16 protein-coding genes are annotated in these 15,536 nt (G+C 38.0%); 9 read left to right on the top strand and 7 right to left on the bottom strand.

Features of this window, described 5'->3' with window-relative positions:
• Positions 1-10 precede the first annotated feature (10 nt).
• The 5 genes from recF to dnaA all read right to left on the bottom strand — a co-directional run bounded on the left by recF (position 11) and on the right by dnaA (position 5,429).
• A complete protein-coding gene (gene recF, locus KTJ72_RS06000; protein WP_034533759.1) occupies positions 11-1,126 on the bottom strand; it encodes a DNA replication/repair protein RecF in 1,116 nt (371 codons plus the stop codon).
• Between the two features lie 9 nt (positions 1,127-1,135).
• Positions 1,136-1,354 (bottom strand): S4 domain-containing protein YaaA, encoded by a 219-nt coding sequence (gene yaaA, locus KTJ72_RS06005; protein WP_171819640.1) that lies wholly within the window; start codon positions 1,352-1,354, stop codon positions 1,136-1,138.
• A gap of 202 nt (positions 1,355-1,556) precedes the next feature.
• Positions 1,557-2,651 (bottom strand): M24 family metallopeptidase, encoded by a 1,095-nt coding sequence (locus KTJ72_RS06010; RefSeq protein ID WP_053791242.1) that lies wholly within the window; start codon positions 2,649-2,651, stop codon positions 1,557-1,559.
• Positions 2,652-2,782: 131 nt separating this feature from the next.
• Positions 2,783-3,919 (bottom strand): DNA polymerase III subunit beta, encoded by a 1,137-nt coding sequence (gene dnaN, locus KTJ72_RS06015; protein ID WP_034530629.1) that lies wholly within the window; start codon positions 3,917-3,919, stop codon positions 2,783-2,785.
• Positions 3,920-4,085: 166 nt separating this feature from the next.
• Positions 4,086-5,429: a chromosomal replication initiator protein DnaA gene (dnaA, locus tag KTJ72_RS06020; RefSeq protein WP_094750776.1), complete on the bottom strand. Its 1,344-nt coding sequence runs from the start codon at positions 5,427-5,429 to the stop codon at positions 4,086-4,088.
• A 487-nt stretch (positions 5,430-5,916) separates the two neighbouring features.
• Here dnaA and rpmH point away from each other — a divergent pair, with 487 nt between their 5' ends.
• The 6 genes from rpmH to mnmG all read left to right on the top strand — a co-directional run bounded on the left by rpmH (position 5,917) and on the right by mnmG (position 11,681).
• Entirely contained in the window at positions 5,917-6,051 is a 135-nt protein-coding gene (rpmH, locus tag KTJ72_RS06025; protein ID WP_034530627.1) for a 50S ribosomal protein L34, read from the top strand.
• 60 nt (positions 6,052-6,111) lie between these two features.
• Positions 6,112-6,474 carry a ribonuclease P protein component gene (rnpA, locus tag KTJ72_RS06030; protein WP_034530615.1) on the top strand — a complete coding sequence of 121 codons (363 nt, stop codon included), beginning with the start codon at positions 6,112-6,114 and terminating at the stop codon, positions 6,472-6,474.
• Positions 6,474-7,307 (top strand): membrane protein insertase YidC, encoded by an 834-nt coding sequence (gene yidC, locus KTJ72_RS06035; RefSeq protein WP_034530614.1) that lies wholly within the window; start codon positions 6,474-6,476, stop codon positions 7,305-7,307. Before rnpA ends, yidC begins: the two co-directional genes overlap by 1 nt.
• Before the next feature lie 105 nt (positions 7,308-7,412).
• Complete coding sequence (jag, locus tag KTJ72_RS06040; RefSeq protein WP_041152677.1) at positions 7,413-8,141, top strand: RNA-binding cell elongation regulator Jag/EloR; 729 nt, start codon at positions 7,413-7,415, stop codon at positions 8,139-8,141.
• Positions 8,142-8,319: 178 nt separating this feature from the next.
• The gene (gene mnmE, locus KTJ72_RS06045) at positions 8,320-9,711 is read left to right on the top strand and encodes a tRNA uridine-5-carboxymethylaminomethyl(34) synthesis GTPase MnmE (protein ID WP_217304372.1); all 1,392 of its coding nucleotides are present in this window, start codon (positions 8,320-8,322) and stop codon (positions 9,709-9,711) included.
• Between the two features lie 41 nt (positions 9,712-9,752).
• Complete coding sequence (gene mnmG, locus KTJ72_RS06050; protein WP_217304374.1) at positions 9,753-11,681, top strand: tRNA uridine-5-carboxymethylaminomethyl(34) synthesis enzyme MnmG; 1,929 nt, start codon at positions 9,753-9,755, stop codon at positions 11,679-11,681.
• 43 nt (positions 11,682-11,724) lie between these two features.
• Here mnmG and KTJ72_RS06055 read toward each other — a convergent pair whose 3' ends face one another.
• Complete coding sequence (locus tag KTJ72_RS06055) at positions 11,725-12,159, bottom strand: hypothetical protein (protein WP_143441319.1); 435 nt, start codon at positions 12,157-12,159, stop codon at positions 11,725-11,727.
• Positions 12,160-12,400: 241 nt separating this feature from the next.
• On the opposite strand from KTJ72_RS06055, the gene lepB (KTJ72_RS06060) reads away from it, so the two are divergent.
• Both lepB (KTJ72_RS06060) and lepB (KTJ72_RS06065) read left to right on the top strand, forming a co-directional pair.
• Positions 12,401-13,039, top strand: coding sequence for a signal peptidase I (gene lepB / locus KTJ72_RS06060; RefSeq protein ID WP_217304375.1), 639 nt, complete (start codon positions 12,401-12,403; stop codon positions 13,037-13,039).
• Between the two features lie 15 nt (positions 13,040-13,054).
• Positions 13,055-13,690 (top strand): signal peptidase I, encoded by a 636-nt coding sequence (gene lepB / locus KTJ72_RS06065; protein WP_217304377.1) that lies wholly within the window; start codon positions 13,055-13,057, stop codon positions 13,688-13,690.
• A 25-nt stretch (positions 13,691-13,715) separates the two neighbouring features.
• On the opposite strand, the gene KTJ72_RS06070 is transcribed toward lepB (KTJ72_RS06065), so the two are convergent.
• Positions 13,716-14,456, bottom strand: a complete 741-nt coding sequence (locus tag KTJ72_RS06070; RefSeq protein WP_217304378.1) for a hypothetical protein — start codon at positions 14,454-14,456, stop codon at positions 13,716-13,718.
• A gap of 228 nt (positions 14,457-14,684) precedes the next feature.
• Between KTJ72_RS06070 and KTJ72_RS06075 the strand changes: the two genes are divergently transcribed.
• Positions 14,685-15,536 (top strand): aminotransferase class III-fold pyridoxal phosphate-dependent enzyme (locus KTJ72_RS06075; RefSeq protein ID WP_217304379.1); only part of this gene is annotated, 852 nt, incomplete at its 3' end.

The raw sequence follows: 15,536 nt of genomic DNA on the forward strand, positions 1-15,536 counted from the left end.
CTAATTCAGACTATTCTTCTACGACTTGCCCACTTGAAATATTGAACACCTTTGGATCAGATATTAAGTCACGAGCAATTCCGCTTAGACTCGTAGTCGTCAAAAACGTTTGCACTTTATCTTGAATTGACTTTAGTAAATGAGTCTGACGATTATCGTCTAACTCGGATAAAACATCATCCAACAATAGGATTGGATATTCGTTCGTTTCTTCCTTCATCAAATCAATTTCGGCTAACTTAACCGAAAGTGCGGATGTTCTTTGTTGGCCCTGTGAGCCGAACGTCGAAACATCTTTTCCGTTGATAATAAACTGTAAATCATCACGATGCGGACCATATAACGTATTACCCTGCCTAATTTCCTTGTCCTTGTTTTCGTCAAACAATTCCTTTAGACCGGTGTAAATGTCGTTTTCATTGGTCTGCTGTTTTTTCTTTAATGCGCAAACATATTTAAACTTCAATTCTTCTTTGCCTTGAGAAATTTCGGCATGGATATTTGCTGCCCATCCCTGCAACTTCTTCAACAATTCCAAACGTTGAAAAATTAACTTGGCACCATACGCAGCTAATTGATCAGATAAGACATCTAGATAAAGCTTATCCGAAGCCTCTTTTAGCTGAAGCTGCTTTAGGTAATTATTTCGTTGCTTTAGAATCTTTCTGTATTGAGAATTATTGTATAAATACTGACTGCTCATTTGACCAAATTCCATGTCCATGAAACGACGGCGAACCGTTGGTGCTCCCTTAACGATGGATAAGTCCTCCGGAGCAAACAAAATCACGTTTAGTTCACCCACGTAAGAGGACAATTTAGCCTGTTCGAGTTGATTTACCTTTGCACGTTTGCCTTTCTTTCCCAAATCGATTTCCAATTTGGTGGTGCCTAGTTCTTTTTCAACCTCGCCATAGACCTGCGCATTTTCATTTTCCCAATTAATCAAGTCGCGATTGTTATTGGTACGATGACTACGCGTTAATGCCAAAACATAGATTGCCTCTAGCATGTTGGTCTTTCCCTGGGCATTGTTACCCAACAAGACGTTGATTGAAGGTGAGAACTGCACCTCTACATCGCTATAATTACGAAAATTACGTAATTTGAGTTCTCTTAATTTCATAAATAAAGCCTACTTTTTGCGAATAAAAAACAAACCAACATCAATAACTTCAACGTTATCCCCGTCGTATAATTTCTTACCACGACGATCTTCAGGTTCGTCGTTTAGTTTCACTGCATGGTCCTTCAAATACCACTTAGCTTGACCACCGGAAGATACGATATCTTCTTCCTTCAACAACTGACCTAATGTTATATATTCGGTATCGATGAAAACATTCTTTTTCAAAACTTCACCCACCTTTTCCTATGTATTATTATACCCTTTTGGACGTCAAAAGTATAGTTTATAAGCTGATTTTCGCCTTTCTAAGCAATTATATAAAAGTGCTTACTAGTTTGTTAAATCCATGCCAAAATCGCTCATATCCTAAAAAAATCACTTTAAACGCAAAAAGAACCCCTTAGATAACTTTCTAAGGGGTCTTATTTTATAAATATTTAATTTCTTTAGGTGTATGGGTAAATGGTTCGCATCCATCTTCGGTTACGTAAACGCAATCTTCGATGCGGACACCAGCGAATCCTGGAACGTAAATTCCTGGTTCGATTGAGAAACACATTCCTGGCTTTAGAACCATCTTGTTTCCTTCCATGATTGATGGGAATTCGTGTTCAGACATCCCCATCCCATGGCCTAGACGGTGAATGAAGTATTTTCCATAGCCCGCCTTTTCGATAATGTCTCTTGCGACCTTATCGACTTCTTCGGCTGTTACACCTGGTTTAACGAAATCCATCGCAGCTAATTGAGCTTCTAGACAGACATCGTAGATTTCTTTTTGTTTGTCGCTAATTTCACCTACGGCAACAGTTCTTGTGGCATCTGAGATGTATCCATCATGCACTGTTCCTAGATCAAATAGCACCATTTCATTTTCTTTTACTAAATTATCGGAGGTTGCACCATGTGGTTCAGCAGCATGTGCCCCTGCTTGAACTAAGGTATCAAAACTCATTTCCATGACACCCTTTTGCTTTAGTGCGTATTCCAATTCAGCGACGACTGATTTTTCAGACTTCCCTGCTTTTAATGCTGCGAAACCTTTTTCAAAAGCAAAATCAGCTTCTTTACCCGCTTCCTTTAACTTTTCGATTTCGTCTGGAGTCTTAATCAAACGCATTGTGTTCAAGTAATCAGTGACGTCAGTTTCAAAAGTTACATCTTGCAACTCTCTGTGTAAATTTTCTAGACGAGCAACTGTTAGACTTTCTTTTTCAATTCCTGCTGATTTTGGTGTTGCCACTCTTTGTTGGACATGAGCAGCAATCTTTTGCCATGGATTTTCATGATCTAAGTATCCATAAACATCATATGGAAAACCAGTATCTTTAATTGCTTCTACTTCCAATGCGGGTGCAAACATAAACGGATCCTTTTCAGGAAATACGATTAATGCTAATACCCTCTCTACCGGATCACTGTAAAACCCAGTTAAGTATTGAATTGTTTTCGGATCACTTAGATATGTGAAATCTAATCCGTTGTTGTAGGTCCAGTCCTGGATTGACTTTATCTTAGACATGCAAACCCCTCCTTTTAATATATCTTAGACTAAAATGACAAATTTTCAAACAATTATTAATTCGTAAATTAAAAAAACGCGACCCTTTATTAGACGGGGGTCGCGTTTTATTAGATGAATTATTAAAATCCCTAGAAAGTACGTACTGGGGTGATTAATTCGATGAAGTTTTCAGCATCTTCAGAAGGAACAAGGGTGAATGGACGTAGTGATGATGTGAATGACACATTGATCATTGAGTGTCCAAAGGCACGTAGGGCGTCCTTCATGTAATCAGGGTTAAAGGAAATTTCTAAGTCATTTCCAGCAACTTCCTTGCTTTCAACTTCTTCTTCAACGTTACCAACGTCTGGAGAGTTACCAGAGATGGTTACTTGTTTAACATTTGCCTTGATAGTTAGCTTAACAACGTTGTTTCTTGATTCGTGAGATAGAAGAGAAGCTCTTTCAATCGCGCCAAGTAGTTCATAGGCATCGAATTGAACATTAGTTTCTGAATCTTTTGGAATCAATCTAGAAGTATCAGGGTATGTTCCTTCAAGAAGTCTTGAGTAGAAGTAAGTGTTGCCAATAGTGAATAGAACTTGGTTTTCGGTGATTTTCATCTTAACGTTTTCAGTATCGTCTGAGATCATCTTTGATAATTCTGAAAGACTGCTACCAGGAATGATAACGTCGTATTCGCCTTGGTTATCTGGTAGTGCAACTTTACGTTGACTTAGACGGTGTGAATCAGTTGCGACAGCAAATAAAGTACCGTCTTTTAGCACAAAGTGAACACCAGTTAGGATAGGGCGACTTTCTTGGTTTGATACTGCGATAACAGTTTGGTTAATGATTTCCTTGAACACGTCACCTGATAATGAAATTTCGTTATCGTTTTCGATTTCAGGTAAGTGAGGGTAATCAGCAGCATCTAAACCATTGATAGTGAATGATGAGGTTCCTGAAGTGATTTCAGTTTGGAAACCATTTGCAACAGAAAGTGTCATTTTATCGCTAGGTAATTTCTTAACGATTCCACTAAAGAATCTAGCAGGTAAAACGATTGAACCTTCTTCTTCGATGATTAGTTCGTTATCTGCATCGTTTCTGTCAATAACAGTTTCGATAGAAACATCAGCATTGCTACCAGTTAAGATCAAACCTTCGTTTGATGCACTTAACTTTAGACCAGTCAAAATAGGAATAGTGGTTTTTGATGAAATTGCTCTTGAAACCATGTTTATTCCTTGAATGAATGCTGATCGTTTAATTGAAAATTTCATTTTGAAAGTCTCCTCGCATGTAGTATTTAATATTAATTAATATATATAGTTAAAACAGTAGTAGTAGGGCCTGTGTATACTGTGGAAAACTCAATTTACTCTTACGGACACAAAGTTTTGCACATGTGGATAACTTGTGGATAAGTTACCACGTTTTTCCACACCTCTATCTCTCTAATGTTTCCTTTAGTTCTTGGATTTGTTCTTTGATTGTTGAATCAGATTGAACTGCATCGGCTATTTTATCGTAAGCATGGATAACAGTTGTATGATCCTTACCGCCAAAGGCGTTACCAATCTTTGGAAGAGAACTATTAGTTAAGGTACGGCTTAAATACATCGCTATTTGACGAGGGATAACAATTGTTTTGACACGTTTTTTCCCTTTTAAATCGTCTATAGAAACGTTGTAGTAATTTGAAACTGATTTGATGATGTTTTCAACCGTAATTTCGGGTTTGGAATCACCATTGTTAAGGCCGCGTAGGGCTTCTGAAACTAAGTCAGTTGTAATTGGAAGCTTTTTGAAGTTAGCAAATGCATGTACACGAGATAGTGCACCTTCCAGTTCACGAACGTTTGAATCAAATTGACCAGCTATGTAATTAAGCGTATCTGGGGGAACTTGAATCCCATCTGCTTCTGCTTTAGCACGCAAGATAGCAATTCTTGTTTCTAAGTCTGGAGGGGTAATATCTACCGGAAGTCCCCAGGCGAATCGAGAAATCAAACGATCTTGCAACTTGGCAATTTCCTTTGGTAAACGATCAGAAGTTAAAACAATTTGTTTTTTATTTTCATACAAATCATTGAAAGTATGGAAGAATTCTTCTTGAGTTCCGTCCTTATCAGCGAAGAACTGAACATCATCAACTAGCAGTGCATCAACATTTCGGTATTCTTGTCTGAATGCTTCGGTTTCATTATTTTGAATCGCATTAATGAAATCGTTGGTGAATGACTCACTAGTTACATACATAATGTTTGCAGTTGGATTGTCTTTTAGAATCTTGTTACCAATTGCGTGCATCAAGTGGGTTTTACCTAATCCAACACCTCCGTATAAAAGAAGTGGGTTATACATTTTTCCTGGATCTTCGGAAACAACTAGCGCCGCTGCATGCGCCATTTGGTTACCTTTACCGATAACGAAGGATTCAAATGTATAGTTAGGATTTAGATGACTGTTTTGTAAGAATTCATTGTCATTTGCGCTGCTAGAATTCTCTTTAATAGAATCATCTTTCTTAGCTGAACTACCAAGTTCTCCTTCAACAACGAATTTTGGAACGATATCTCTTTTAGTTATTTGGTATGAATACTCTACTAAAGAGTCTTCTAACTTATCTTCCCAATAATCACGATGGAGAGGAGATGGAAGTTCAAGCGTTAGCTCATTTCCGACTAAGCTAATGGGATTAACTGTAGCAATCCATGTTGAATAGGTTGTAGTGGAGTAATTTTTTTCAAAAGCTTCACTGATTGCTTCCCATAATGAGTCTTTATCCATGAATCATTTCCTCCCGTTAAAAATCTTTAGTAATTTTACCATTTTAAAAAAAAGTTTTCCACAAGCACATTTACTTGTGTATAATTGTTTCACACCCTGTTGATTTCATTTTCCACACCCTGTTGATAAGTCGATTAAAAATCTCTCATTTTTTAGTTTTCCACAGAAAATTGTTAATAATCCACAGGTAAGTATAACCGATATATCAATAAAAACAAAAAGTTATGCACAACTTGTGAATAATTCTAATAACAGGCTGTTTACTTGTGGAAAACTTGTGGAAAAGCCTGTTAATTGCAAAATTTTAATCAACAAGAAAAATATCAAAATGTGTATGAAACAAATTAAAATGTGGATAAAAAATGGATCCCTTTAGGGAAAGAATTTGATTTTTATGTTTCATCATTAATTTTTTTATGGTATTATGTTTAGGAAATGTATTTGACATAGAAAAGAAACATACAAAATATATAAGGGAGGGTTAGTAATGAAGAGAACTTACCAACCAAAGAAACGTAAGCACGCACGCACTCACGGTTTCCGTAGTCGTATGAGCACTAGCAACGGTCGTAAAGTTTTAGCTCGCCGTCGTAAAAAAGGTAGAAAGTCATTGACTGTATAGACCACTGACCATTCAGTGGTCTTTTTCATTATATTGAACAAAATTTAATGGAGATGGATTATGCGTAAGTCATATCGCGTCAAAAAAGAAGCAGAATTCCAAAATGTTTTTGAAAAACATAATTCAGTTGCTAATCGGACTTTTGTCATTTATCAAATGGAAAAGCCTGATCAACCCCATTTTAGAGTAGGTATCTCAGTTGGTAAGAAGATTGGGAATGCCGTTCACAGGAACTGGGTAAAAAGACGAGTTAGACAAAGTTTGACTGAATTAAAGCCATATCTAAGACAAGACGTTGATTTCTTGGTTATCGCTCGTCCAAGAGCAGATCAATTATCAATGGAAGAAGTTAAGAAGAATATGGTGCATGTTTTAAAATTAGCAAACTTGCTTGATTCTGATTATGTTGAGGGAGAAGACTAATGAAAAAATTTAAAAAGTATCTTTCACTTACTTCAATTTTAGGATTGGTATTTTTCTTGACTGCATGTAGTAATAAACCAATTACTTCACACAGTACCGGTCTATGGGATGGAGTCATCGTACTTAATTTCTCAAGAGCCATCATTTGGTTAGCCAAATTCTTCGGTTCTAACTACGGAATGGGTATCGTTGCTTTCACCATCATTGTTCGTATCATTATCTTGCCTTTGATGATCTATCAAACCAAGAGTATGAAGAAGACTCAAGAACTACAACCTAAGTTAAAGGAACTTCAAAAGAAGTATTCATCAAAGGATACTGAAACTGTTAAGTTACTTCGTGAAGAACAACAAAAGCTTTACGCTGAAGCGGGTGTTAACCCTGTCGCTGGTTGTTTGCCACTATTAGTTCAATTACCAATCTTGTGGGCCTTATACCAAGCTATCTGGCGTACAGATATTTTGAAGTCAGGTCATTTCCTATGGTTACAATTAGGACACAAAGACCCATACTTTATTATGCCGGTTCTAGCCGCCGTATTTACTTTCATTAGTTCATGGCTAGCAATGAAGTCACAACCTGAGCAAAATGGGATGACAAAGGGAATGATGTTCGGAATGCCCGTTATCATTTTCTTCATGGCACTAAATATTCCTGCTGCGATCTCAATTTATTGGGTAGTAACAAATGCCTTCCAAGCTGTACAAACATTGTTTATTCAAAACCCTTGGAAGATTCAAAGAGAACGAGAAGAAAAGCTACGTGCTGAAAAACAACACAAGCGTAATGTTGAAAAAGCAATTCGCAAAGCTAAAAAATCTCGTCGTAAATAATAAAAAGCGTCTGATTTTATAATCAGACGCTTTTTTTGTGTATCATTGGACCGCTAGTTTGTGATATTATTAATAACATAGTTTATTTTTAAAAGGAGTCCCAACATGTCAACATTTACTGCTAAAACAGTCAGTGAAGCGATCGAGGAAGGACTAAAGTCACTAAACGTTGATAAGAGCAATGCTGATATCAACATTGTTCAAACAAACCGTAAAGGCTTTTTTGGAATCGGAAAACGTGATGCAATCGTCGAAATTGACGTTAAAAACAATGAAAATGCATCAAACTCTCAAGAAATCGCAGCAACACCAACAAAAAACATTAAGATTAACAATCAACCAGAAGAAACAACTGAAACAAAGAAACGTCATCATTCAAATGAACAAGCCATGGAAGATTTAGTGGCTTATTTGAAGCCAATCATCGAAGAATTGGGCGTTTCAGCCGAATTACAACCTAAGATTATTAACAGAAAGTTCGCTCGTATTAACTTCAAGACCGAACAAGAAGGTCTATTAATCGGTAAACATGGTCTAACCATCAATGCTTTACAAAACTTGGCACAAATCTACTTGAATCACATCGGATACAGCCGTTTATCAATTCAACTAGATACAGCCGATTACCGTCACCGCCGTACTGAAATTTTGAAGAAATTGGCTGAAAAAACAGCTAGAGAAGCGGTCGCTACAGGACAACCGGTATACTTAGATCCAATGCCTTCTTTCGAAAGAAAGGTTATTCATAACCAACTAGAAGACAATCTATACGTCAACACATTCTCATCAGGTCGCGAACCTTACCGTGCGGTCGTTATAGAACCACAAGGATAGTCATATAAATTGACAAAATCGGATAAAGTTTTTATTATATAAAGTATCATTCTTATCAGAGATAGATGAAGTAGTCAAAGTGCTTTATCCATGCTGAGTTTTTTTGGCGTGGAGTGGGCACTTTTTTTGTGCGCTAGACCACAAAACGGATTTTGATAATTAAGAAAGGAAGAGGAACATGGCAACGACTACAGATTTTGATACAATCGCAGCGATTTCAACACCACCTGGTGAAGGGGGAATCTCCATCGTTCGAATTAGTGGGGATGACGCTTTAAAGGTAATTAGTAAAATTTATCGAGGCAAGGACTTAAACAAGGTTGCCTCACACACCATTAATTACGGACACGTCTTTGATCCAGACACTAAAGAAGACGTCGACGAAGTAATGGTATCAGTAATGAGAGCGCCAAAGACTTACACTTGTGAAGACGTTATTGAGGTTAACTGTCACGGTGGTATCTTAGCCACTAACACCATTCTTCAATTGATTTTAAGTTATGGTGCCCGTCTTGCTGAACCGGGTGAATTTACCAAACGTGCATTCTTGAATGGACGAATTGACCTTTCACAATCAGAAGCGGTCATGGATGTTATTGACGCCAAAACTACCCGCTCTATGAAGGCTGCTGAAAGCCAACTTGAAGGAAACCTTTCAAGACTAATTAGAACGCTTAGACAACAAATTTTGGACGTTTTAGCAAATGTCGAAGTTAACATCGATTACCCTGAATATGACGATGCCGAAGTTATGACTTCTAAGTTATTGAAGGAAAATGCGGTTGATTTAAAAGCTAAGGTTGAAAAACTACTAGAAACTGCCAAGCAGGGACAAGTTCTAAGGGATGGACTTGCTACTTCTATCGTTGGTCGTCCCAATGTTGGTAAATCAAGTATCTTAAACCACTTGTTACACCAAGATAAGGCCATCGTTACAGATGTTCCGGGAACCACACGTGACGTGTTGGAAGAATACGTTAACGTTAAGGGTGTTCCTTTGAAATTAGTCGATACCGCCGGAATCCGTGAAACCGAAGATAAGGTTGAAAAAATCGGTGTGGAACGTTCAAGAAAGGCCATCGCAAGTTCAGACCTAGTGCTATTGGTATTGAACTACTCTGAAAAACTTTCTGATGAAGATCGTCAATTAATCGAATTAACTAACGATTCCAAACGAATCGTAATCTTGAACAAGACCGACTTGCCTCAACAAATCGATGTTGATGAAGTTAAGAGCTTAGTCGGTGCAGAAAACGTGATTACTACTTCTGCCATTCAAGACAATGGAACTGAACCACTTGAGGAAATGATTGCTAAGCTATTCTTTACCCAAGGAATTCAAAGTTCACAAAACGACGTTATGGTTACAAACGCCAGACACGTTAGTTTGTTACACAATGCCAAAGAATCATTAAACAGCGTAATTAACGGATTGGATGAAGGTCTACCGGTTGATTTAGTTCAAATGGACATGCACGCATGTTGGGAATCACTTGGTGAAATCACCGGTGATAGCTACAACGGTGAGCTATTAGATCAACTATTCAGCCAATTCTGTCTAGGAAAATAGTTAATTGTTTCATGTGAAACATTTTTAATGGAGGAAAACAAATGAGCCAAATCGTAAGCGAAGAAAATATCCAATACGATGCCGGTGAATACGACGTTATCGTCGTTGGTGCCGGTCATGCTGGTAGTGAAGCTGCGCTTGCTTCAGCCAGAATGGGAAATAAAACAATGCTAATCACAATCAACTTGGACATGGTCGCATTTATGCCATGTAACCCATCACTTGGTGGACCAGCTAAGGGAACTGTGGTTAGAGAAATCGATGCACTAGGTGGGGAAATGGGTAGAAATATCGATAAGACCTATGTGCAAATGAGAATGCTAAACACTGGTAAGGGGCCAGCTGTTCGTGCATTACGTGCACAAGCTGATAAGCACGCTTACCACCGTGCGATGAAGGAAACTATCGAAAAACAACCTAACTTGGATCTAAAACAAGGAATTGTTGACTCACTAATCGTTGAAGACGGTGTCTGCAAGGGTATCGTGACTTTCACAGGTGCTAAGTACTACTCAAAGACTACTGTTATTTGTTCCGGAACAGCAGCTCGTGGAAGAATCATCATTGGTGAACTAAGATACTCTTCAGGTCCAAACAACTCACAACCTGCATTGAAGTTGTCAGAAAACCTAGAAGAATTAGGTTTCGAATTGAAACGTTTCAAGACTGGTACACCTCCACGTGTTAACGGTCGTACAATTGACTTCTCTAAGACAGAAGAACAACCAGGGGATGAAGAAGTTAACCACTTCAGTTTTGAAACTCCTGATGACAAGTACATTCCAGTTAAGGATCAACTATCATGTTGGTTAACTTATACTAACGAACACACTCATCAAATCATTCGTGACAACCTAGACCGTGCACCTATGTTTACTGGTGTGATCGAAGGGGTTGGACCTCGTTACTGTCCATCAATCGAAGATAAGATTGTTCGTTTCGCTGACAAGAACAGACACCAAGTATTCTTGGAACCTGAAGGTCGTGAAACAAACGAATACTACTGTGATAGTCTTTCAACTTCTCTTCCAGAAGAAGTACAACAAAATATGTTACACAGTGTTGCTGGACTAGAACACGCTGAAATGATGCGACCTGGTTACGCCATTGAATACGATGTCGTAGCACCTTACCAATTAAAACCAACATTTGAAACTAAGATTGTTAAGAACCTATACACTGCCGGTCAAACCAACGGTACTTCAGGATATGAAGAAGCTGCTGGACAAGGACTATACGCCGGAATCAATGCTGCATTACGTGCCCAAGGTAAGGACCCAATGGTTCTAAAACGTAACGAAGCATATATCGGTGTGTTAGTTGATGACTTGGTAACTAAGGGAACTAACGAACCTTACCGTTTACTAACCAGTCGTGCCGAATATCGTCTACTTCTAAGAAACGATAATGCTGACTTCCGTCTAACTGAAAAGGGTCACGAATTAGGTCTAATTTCAGACGAAAGATACAACAAGTTCCTAGAAAAGAAAGAAGCCGTTATCAAGGAACTAGACCGTCTAGATCACACTCGTATCAAACCAAGTGATGAAGTAAACGAATTCGTTGAAGCTCACGGTGACAAGCCACTTAAGGATGGTATCTTGGCATCTGTATTCCTACGTCGTCCATACGTAACTTACAACACATTGTTGAAGTTCATCGAACCTGCTGAAAAGCCATTAGGTCGTCGTGTGGTAGAACAAGTTGAAATCAGAACTAAGTACGCCGGATATATTAAGAAGGCCGAAGAAAATGTTGCTCGTATGAAGAAGATGGAAGCTAAGAAAATTCCGGATGACATCGATTACGATGCAATCGACAGTTTAGCTACCGAAGCTCGTCAAAAACTAGAAAAGATTAGACCACGTACTGTGGCTCAAGCTTCTAGAATTTCAGGGGTTAACCCTTCAGATGTTGCCATCTTAGGTGTTTACATCCAACAAGGTAAAATCGCTAAAATCAAAAAATAGGTAAAACAAAAGCCGTCTAAACATTGTTTAGACGGCTTTTTTATTATCGAATGCAGCTATTTAAAATGGTATATAGGAATGATGAGATAATTCCTGGAACTAAAACATTTTTAAGTAGTTTAAATTGATACTTAAAGTATTCAGATGATTTTTGTTGATTAATCTTTACTAATCTATGTTTTAAAATAGAGTGATTTGCAGATATAGTGAAGCAAATGATGGATGTAGTTAGTAGTATCCACATAAACGCCCAAAAAATAGCATAGAAGTAGTTTCCGTATATTATGTATATAATTACTGCTGACATGTTTAAAGCATCTATATAGACGGTATAAATGGACAAAAATGCTAAGAAGATTCTGGTACGCAACATTGAAATGATTGCGTATAAGACTGCAACCTCGATAAAGATTAGCATTTGTGGTAAAGCTGAAAGGAAGTTTGTCTTTAAAATAATATGTAGTGACATTGCTTCCATATTGATGTTGAAGATTCCCCATAAGACAGATATTAAAAACCACACCAGAAATGCAGCAAGAATATTTTTATGGATCTTAAGTTTTCCGATTTTATTAATACTCGTCATTCCCTTTATCATATAATTAAAATATTAACAATTAAATTATACTTATAAGTACGAATTATCACAAGGAAATTATTTAAAACAAATTGTGAAATAATGATACAATGGGATTATCAAAATTAGGAGCAACGAAAAAATGGAAAAATCTACCAAAAATACTAAAAACAAATTTTTAAGAGAATGCCTTAGCTGGCTAATCTACCTAGTTGTATTAGGAGGAATTTATTTAACAGTTGTCCATTTCATCACGATGGCAACCGTTGACGGTCATTCAATGGATCCTAACCTGTACAATGGAGAAAAGATGTTGGTATTAAAGCAAGCCGACATTAAACGTAACAGTGTTATCATTTTCGATGCCCATGGCGAAGACCCTTCCGCTACTGCCAAGGATTACTATGTAAAACGTGTTATCGGTCTACCAGGTGACACCGTTTCATACAAAGATGGTAAGTTATACGTTAACAACAAGGTTGTTGATCAAAGTTTTATCAGCAAAAAAGAACTAAGTGTTGGTACTAGATACTTCGATACTAACAATCAAATCAAAGACTGGAGCATCTCAAGCCTATCTAGCTCTAAATGGGTGTACAACCAAGATGCAAAGGTTGTACCAAAGGGTGAATACTTCGTATTGGGTGATAACAGAAGTATCTCAAACGATAGTCGTTACTGGGGATTCGTAAAGAAATCTAAGGTATTGGGAGTAGCCAAGTTATTCCCATGGTCAGGTACTGCTAAGCACCGTCATAACGTTAATGATTTAGCTAAGTAGAGGGGAATTTAATCCATGAAATTAACTGCGAAACAAAAGAGTTTATTATCATGGGTTATCTACCTGTTATTCTTGGTACTGGCCTGGTTTGCTATCAAGAGTTTTGCGACCGTAGTTAAGGTTGATGGTCATTCGATGGACCCAAACTTACATACGGGACAACGAGTCTTGGTGATGAAACAAGCAGCGATTAAACGCAATAGCGTGATTGTTTTTGATGCGTTCGGCGAGGATCCTACCAAACTCTCCACTACATACTACGTAAAGCGTGTAGTTGGGATGCCTGGCGATAAAATCGTTTATAAAAACGGGAAGCTATACATCAATAACAAGCTCTATAAGCAAAACTATATTAGTAAGCAACAGGTGAGCGTGGGAACACGCTACAAATTTCAAACTGATGTCATTAAGAACTGGGATATTACCAAGTTATCCAAAGAAAAATGGGTAGATGACCAAGATGAAAAGGTTGTCCCTAAAGGGATGTACTTCGTTTTAGGTGATAATCGATCAATCTCAAATGACAGCCGTTATTGGGGATTTGTTGAACAAAGAAAAGTATTAGGAGTTGTGTACGCATTCCCGTGGTCTGGAAATGCCACACAGCGTTACAACATTAATGATTTACAAAATAAAAAAGCGTTGAATTAAATTCAACGCTTTTTTTGTTGGTTACTTATTTGTTGTTTGATGCGGTACTAGTTGTAGAAAAGGTAGTAGTTGCACCGTCACTTACTGATGAAGTGGTAGTAGCAGCTGCACTGTTATTGCTTAGAGCAGCACCTGAACCATCTGTGGTAACGTTTTGAGTTACCTTTTGACCGTTATCATGTGATTGATTGAAATCATCGTGTTGATCGATGAATGAACGTCTTGATTCTTCAGGTTTAACTATTTCTTGTTTAGGTTTTACAACATCTTGAGCTGCTTGTTGCTTAGGAGCAGTAACGTTTTGCTTTGTTTGAGCAACTGCTGAATCATCAAGCATACGGTTGCTTAGGCTGAAACCTGAAGCGCTGGTATCGGCGATAACCATGCGTTTAACTTTTTTGGTAGCTTTTTTCTTTTTAGTAGTAGTCTTTTTAGGTTTTACAACGACCTTCTTAGCTTTTTTAACCTTTTTAACGGGCTTTACAAGCTTTAATTGGTATTCAGGAACATAACCACCTAGTTTTGGTAAGAATAGGAAGTTTGATCCATTGAAACGAACGCGGTTACCCACGTGCATGTGGCCAATTCTCTTGAAGTAACGGTATCTCATCATTGTGTGACGACCGTGACGTAACTTTCCATATTTGTAGACATTAACGAATTCGCTTCGGTTAGTGTATGTTTGTTTAGCGGATGCATGGACGGTAGTACCGATTAAAAATACGGCACCTACAGCTGCAAATGCAGCGGCGACTTTCTTTTTCATATCGTTTCCTCCCGGGAATGTAAAAAAATTCTCATATATATATAATAATTTACCAGTAAATACAGAAATATCAAGCTAAATAGACGGATTTAACCTAAATGTAACCTTCAGTTCAGTTATCCACATGTTGACAACTTTAATCAGTAAGCTATAATTAATGACAATTAAATTAGAAAACGATTAGAAATTAATCGTTTTCTAATAAATATATGGAATGAGGTGTTCAATATGAAAAATCAAGAAATTTTGCATGACGAAGACGAAAGTTTCGCATCAGCTTCACGTATCAAGTACTTTGATATGGTAATTGAATCGGGTGAGGGTGCGATTTTAACGGACGTCGAAGGAAACGAATACATTGATTTATTAGCGAGCGCATCCTCAACCAATACTGGTCATAGCCATCCGCATGTGGTTGATGCAATCACCAAACAGGCTCAAAAGTTAATCCAATATACTCCGGCATACTTCGCTAATTTACCGGCAGCCCAACTGGCCAAACGATTGACCGATTTAGCACCAATCGATGGACCGGCTGAATTGTCATGGGGGAACTCTGGATCAGACGCCAATGACGCGCTAATCAAGTTTGCCCGCGGATACACCGGTCGCCAAGATGTTGTTAGTTTTACTGGAGCATATCACGGTTCTACATATGGTTCAATGAGTGCTTCTGGCGTTAGTTTGAACATGAATCGTAAGATGGGACCATTAATGAGTGGATTCTACAAAGTGCCATTTCCAAGTCCATGGTACCGCGAATCATATGAAACAGAAGATGAGTTCGTAGACCGCATGTTTGAAGAATTTAAGCTACCATTTGATACATATTTACCTGCTGACGAAGTTGCGGTCATCTTGATTGAACCAATTCAAGGTGATGGTGGAATCGTCAAAGCACCAGAAAAGTACCTAAAGAAAGTATATGAATTTGCCCACGAACACGGCATCTTATTTGCGATTGATGAAGTCAATCAAGGGATGGGACGTACTGGTAAATGGTGGTCAATTCAACAATTCGACGGTATTTATCCAGACCTTATGACCGTTGGGAAGTCACTCGCTTCCGGTTTGCCACTA

Source organism: Apilactobacillus waqarii, from assembly GCF_019061205.1.
Lineage (GTDB): Bacteria > Bacillota > Bacilli > Lactobacillales > Lactobacillaceae > Apilactobacillus > Apilactobacillus waqarii.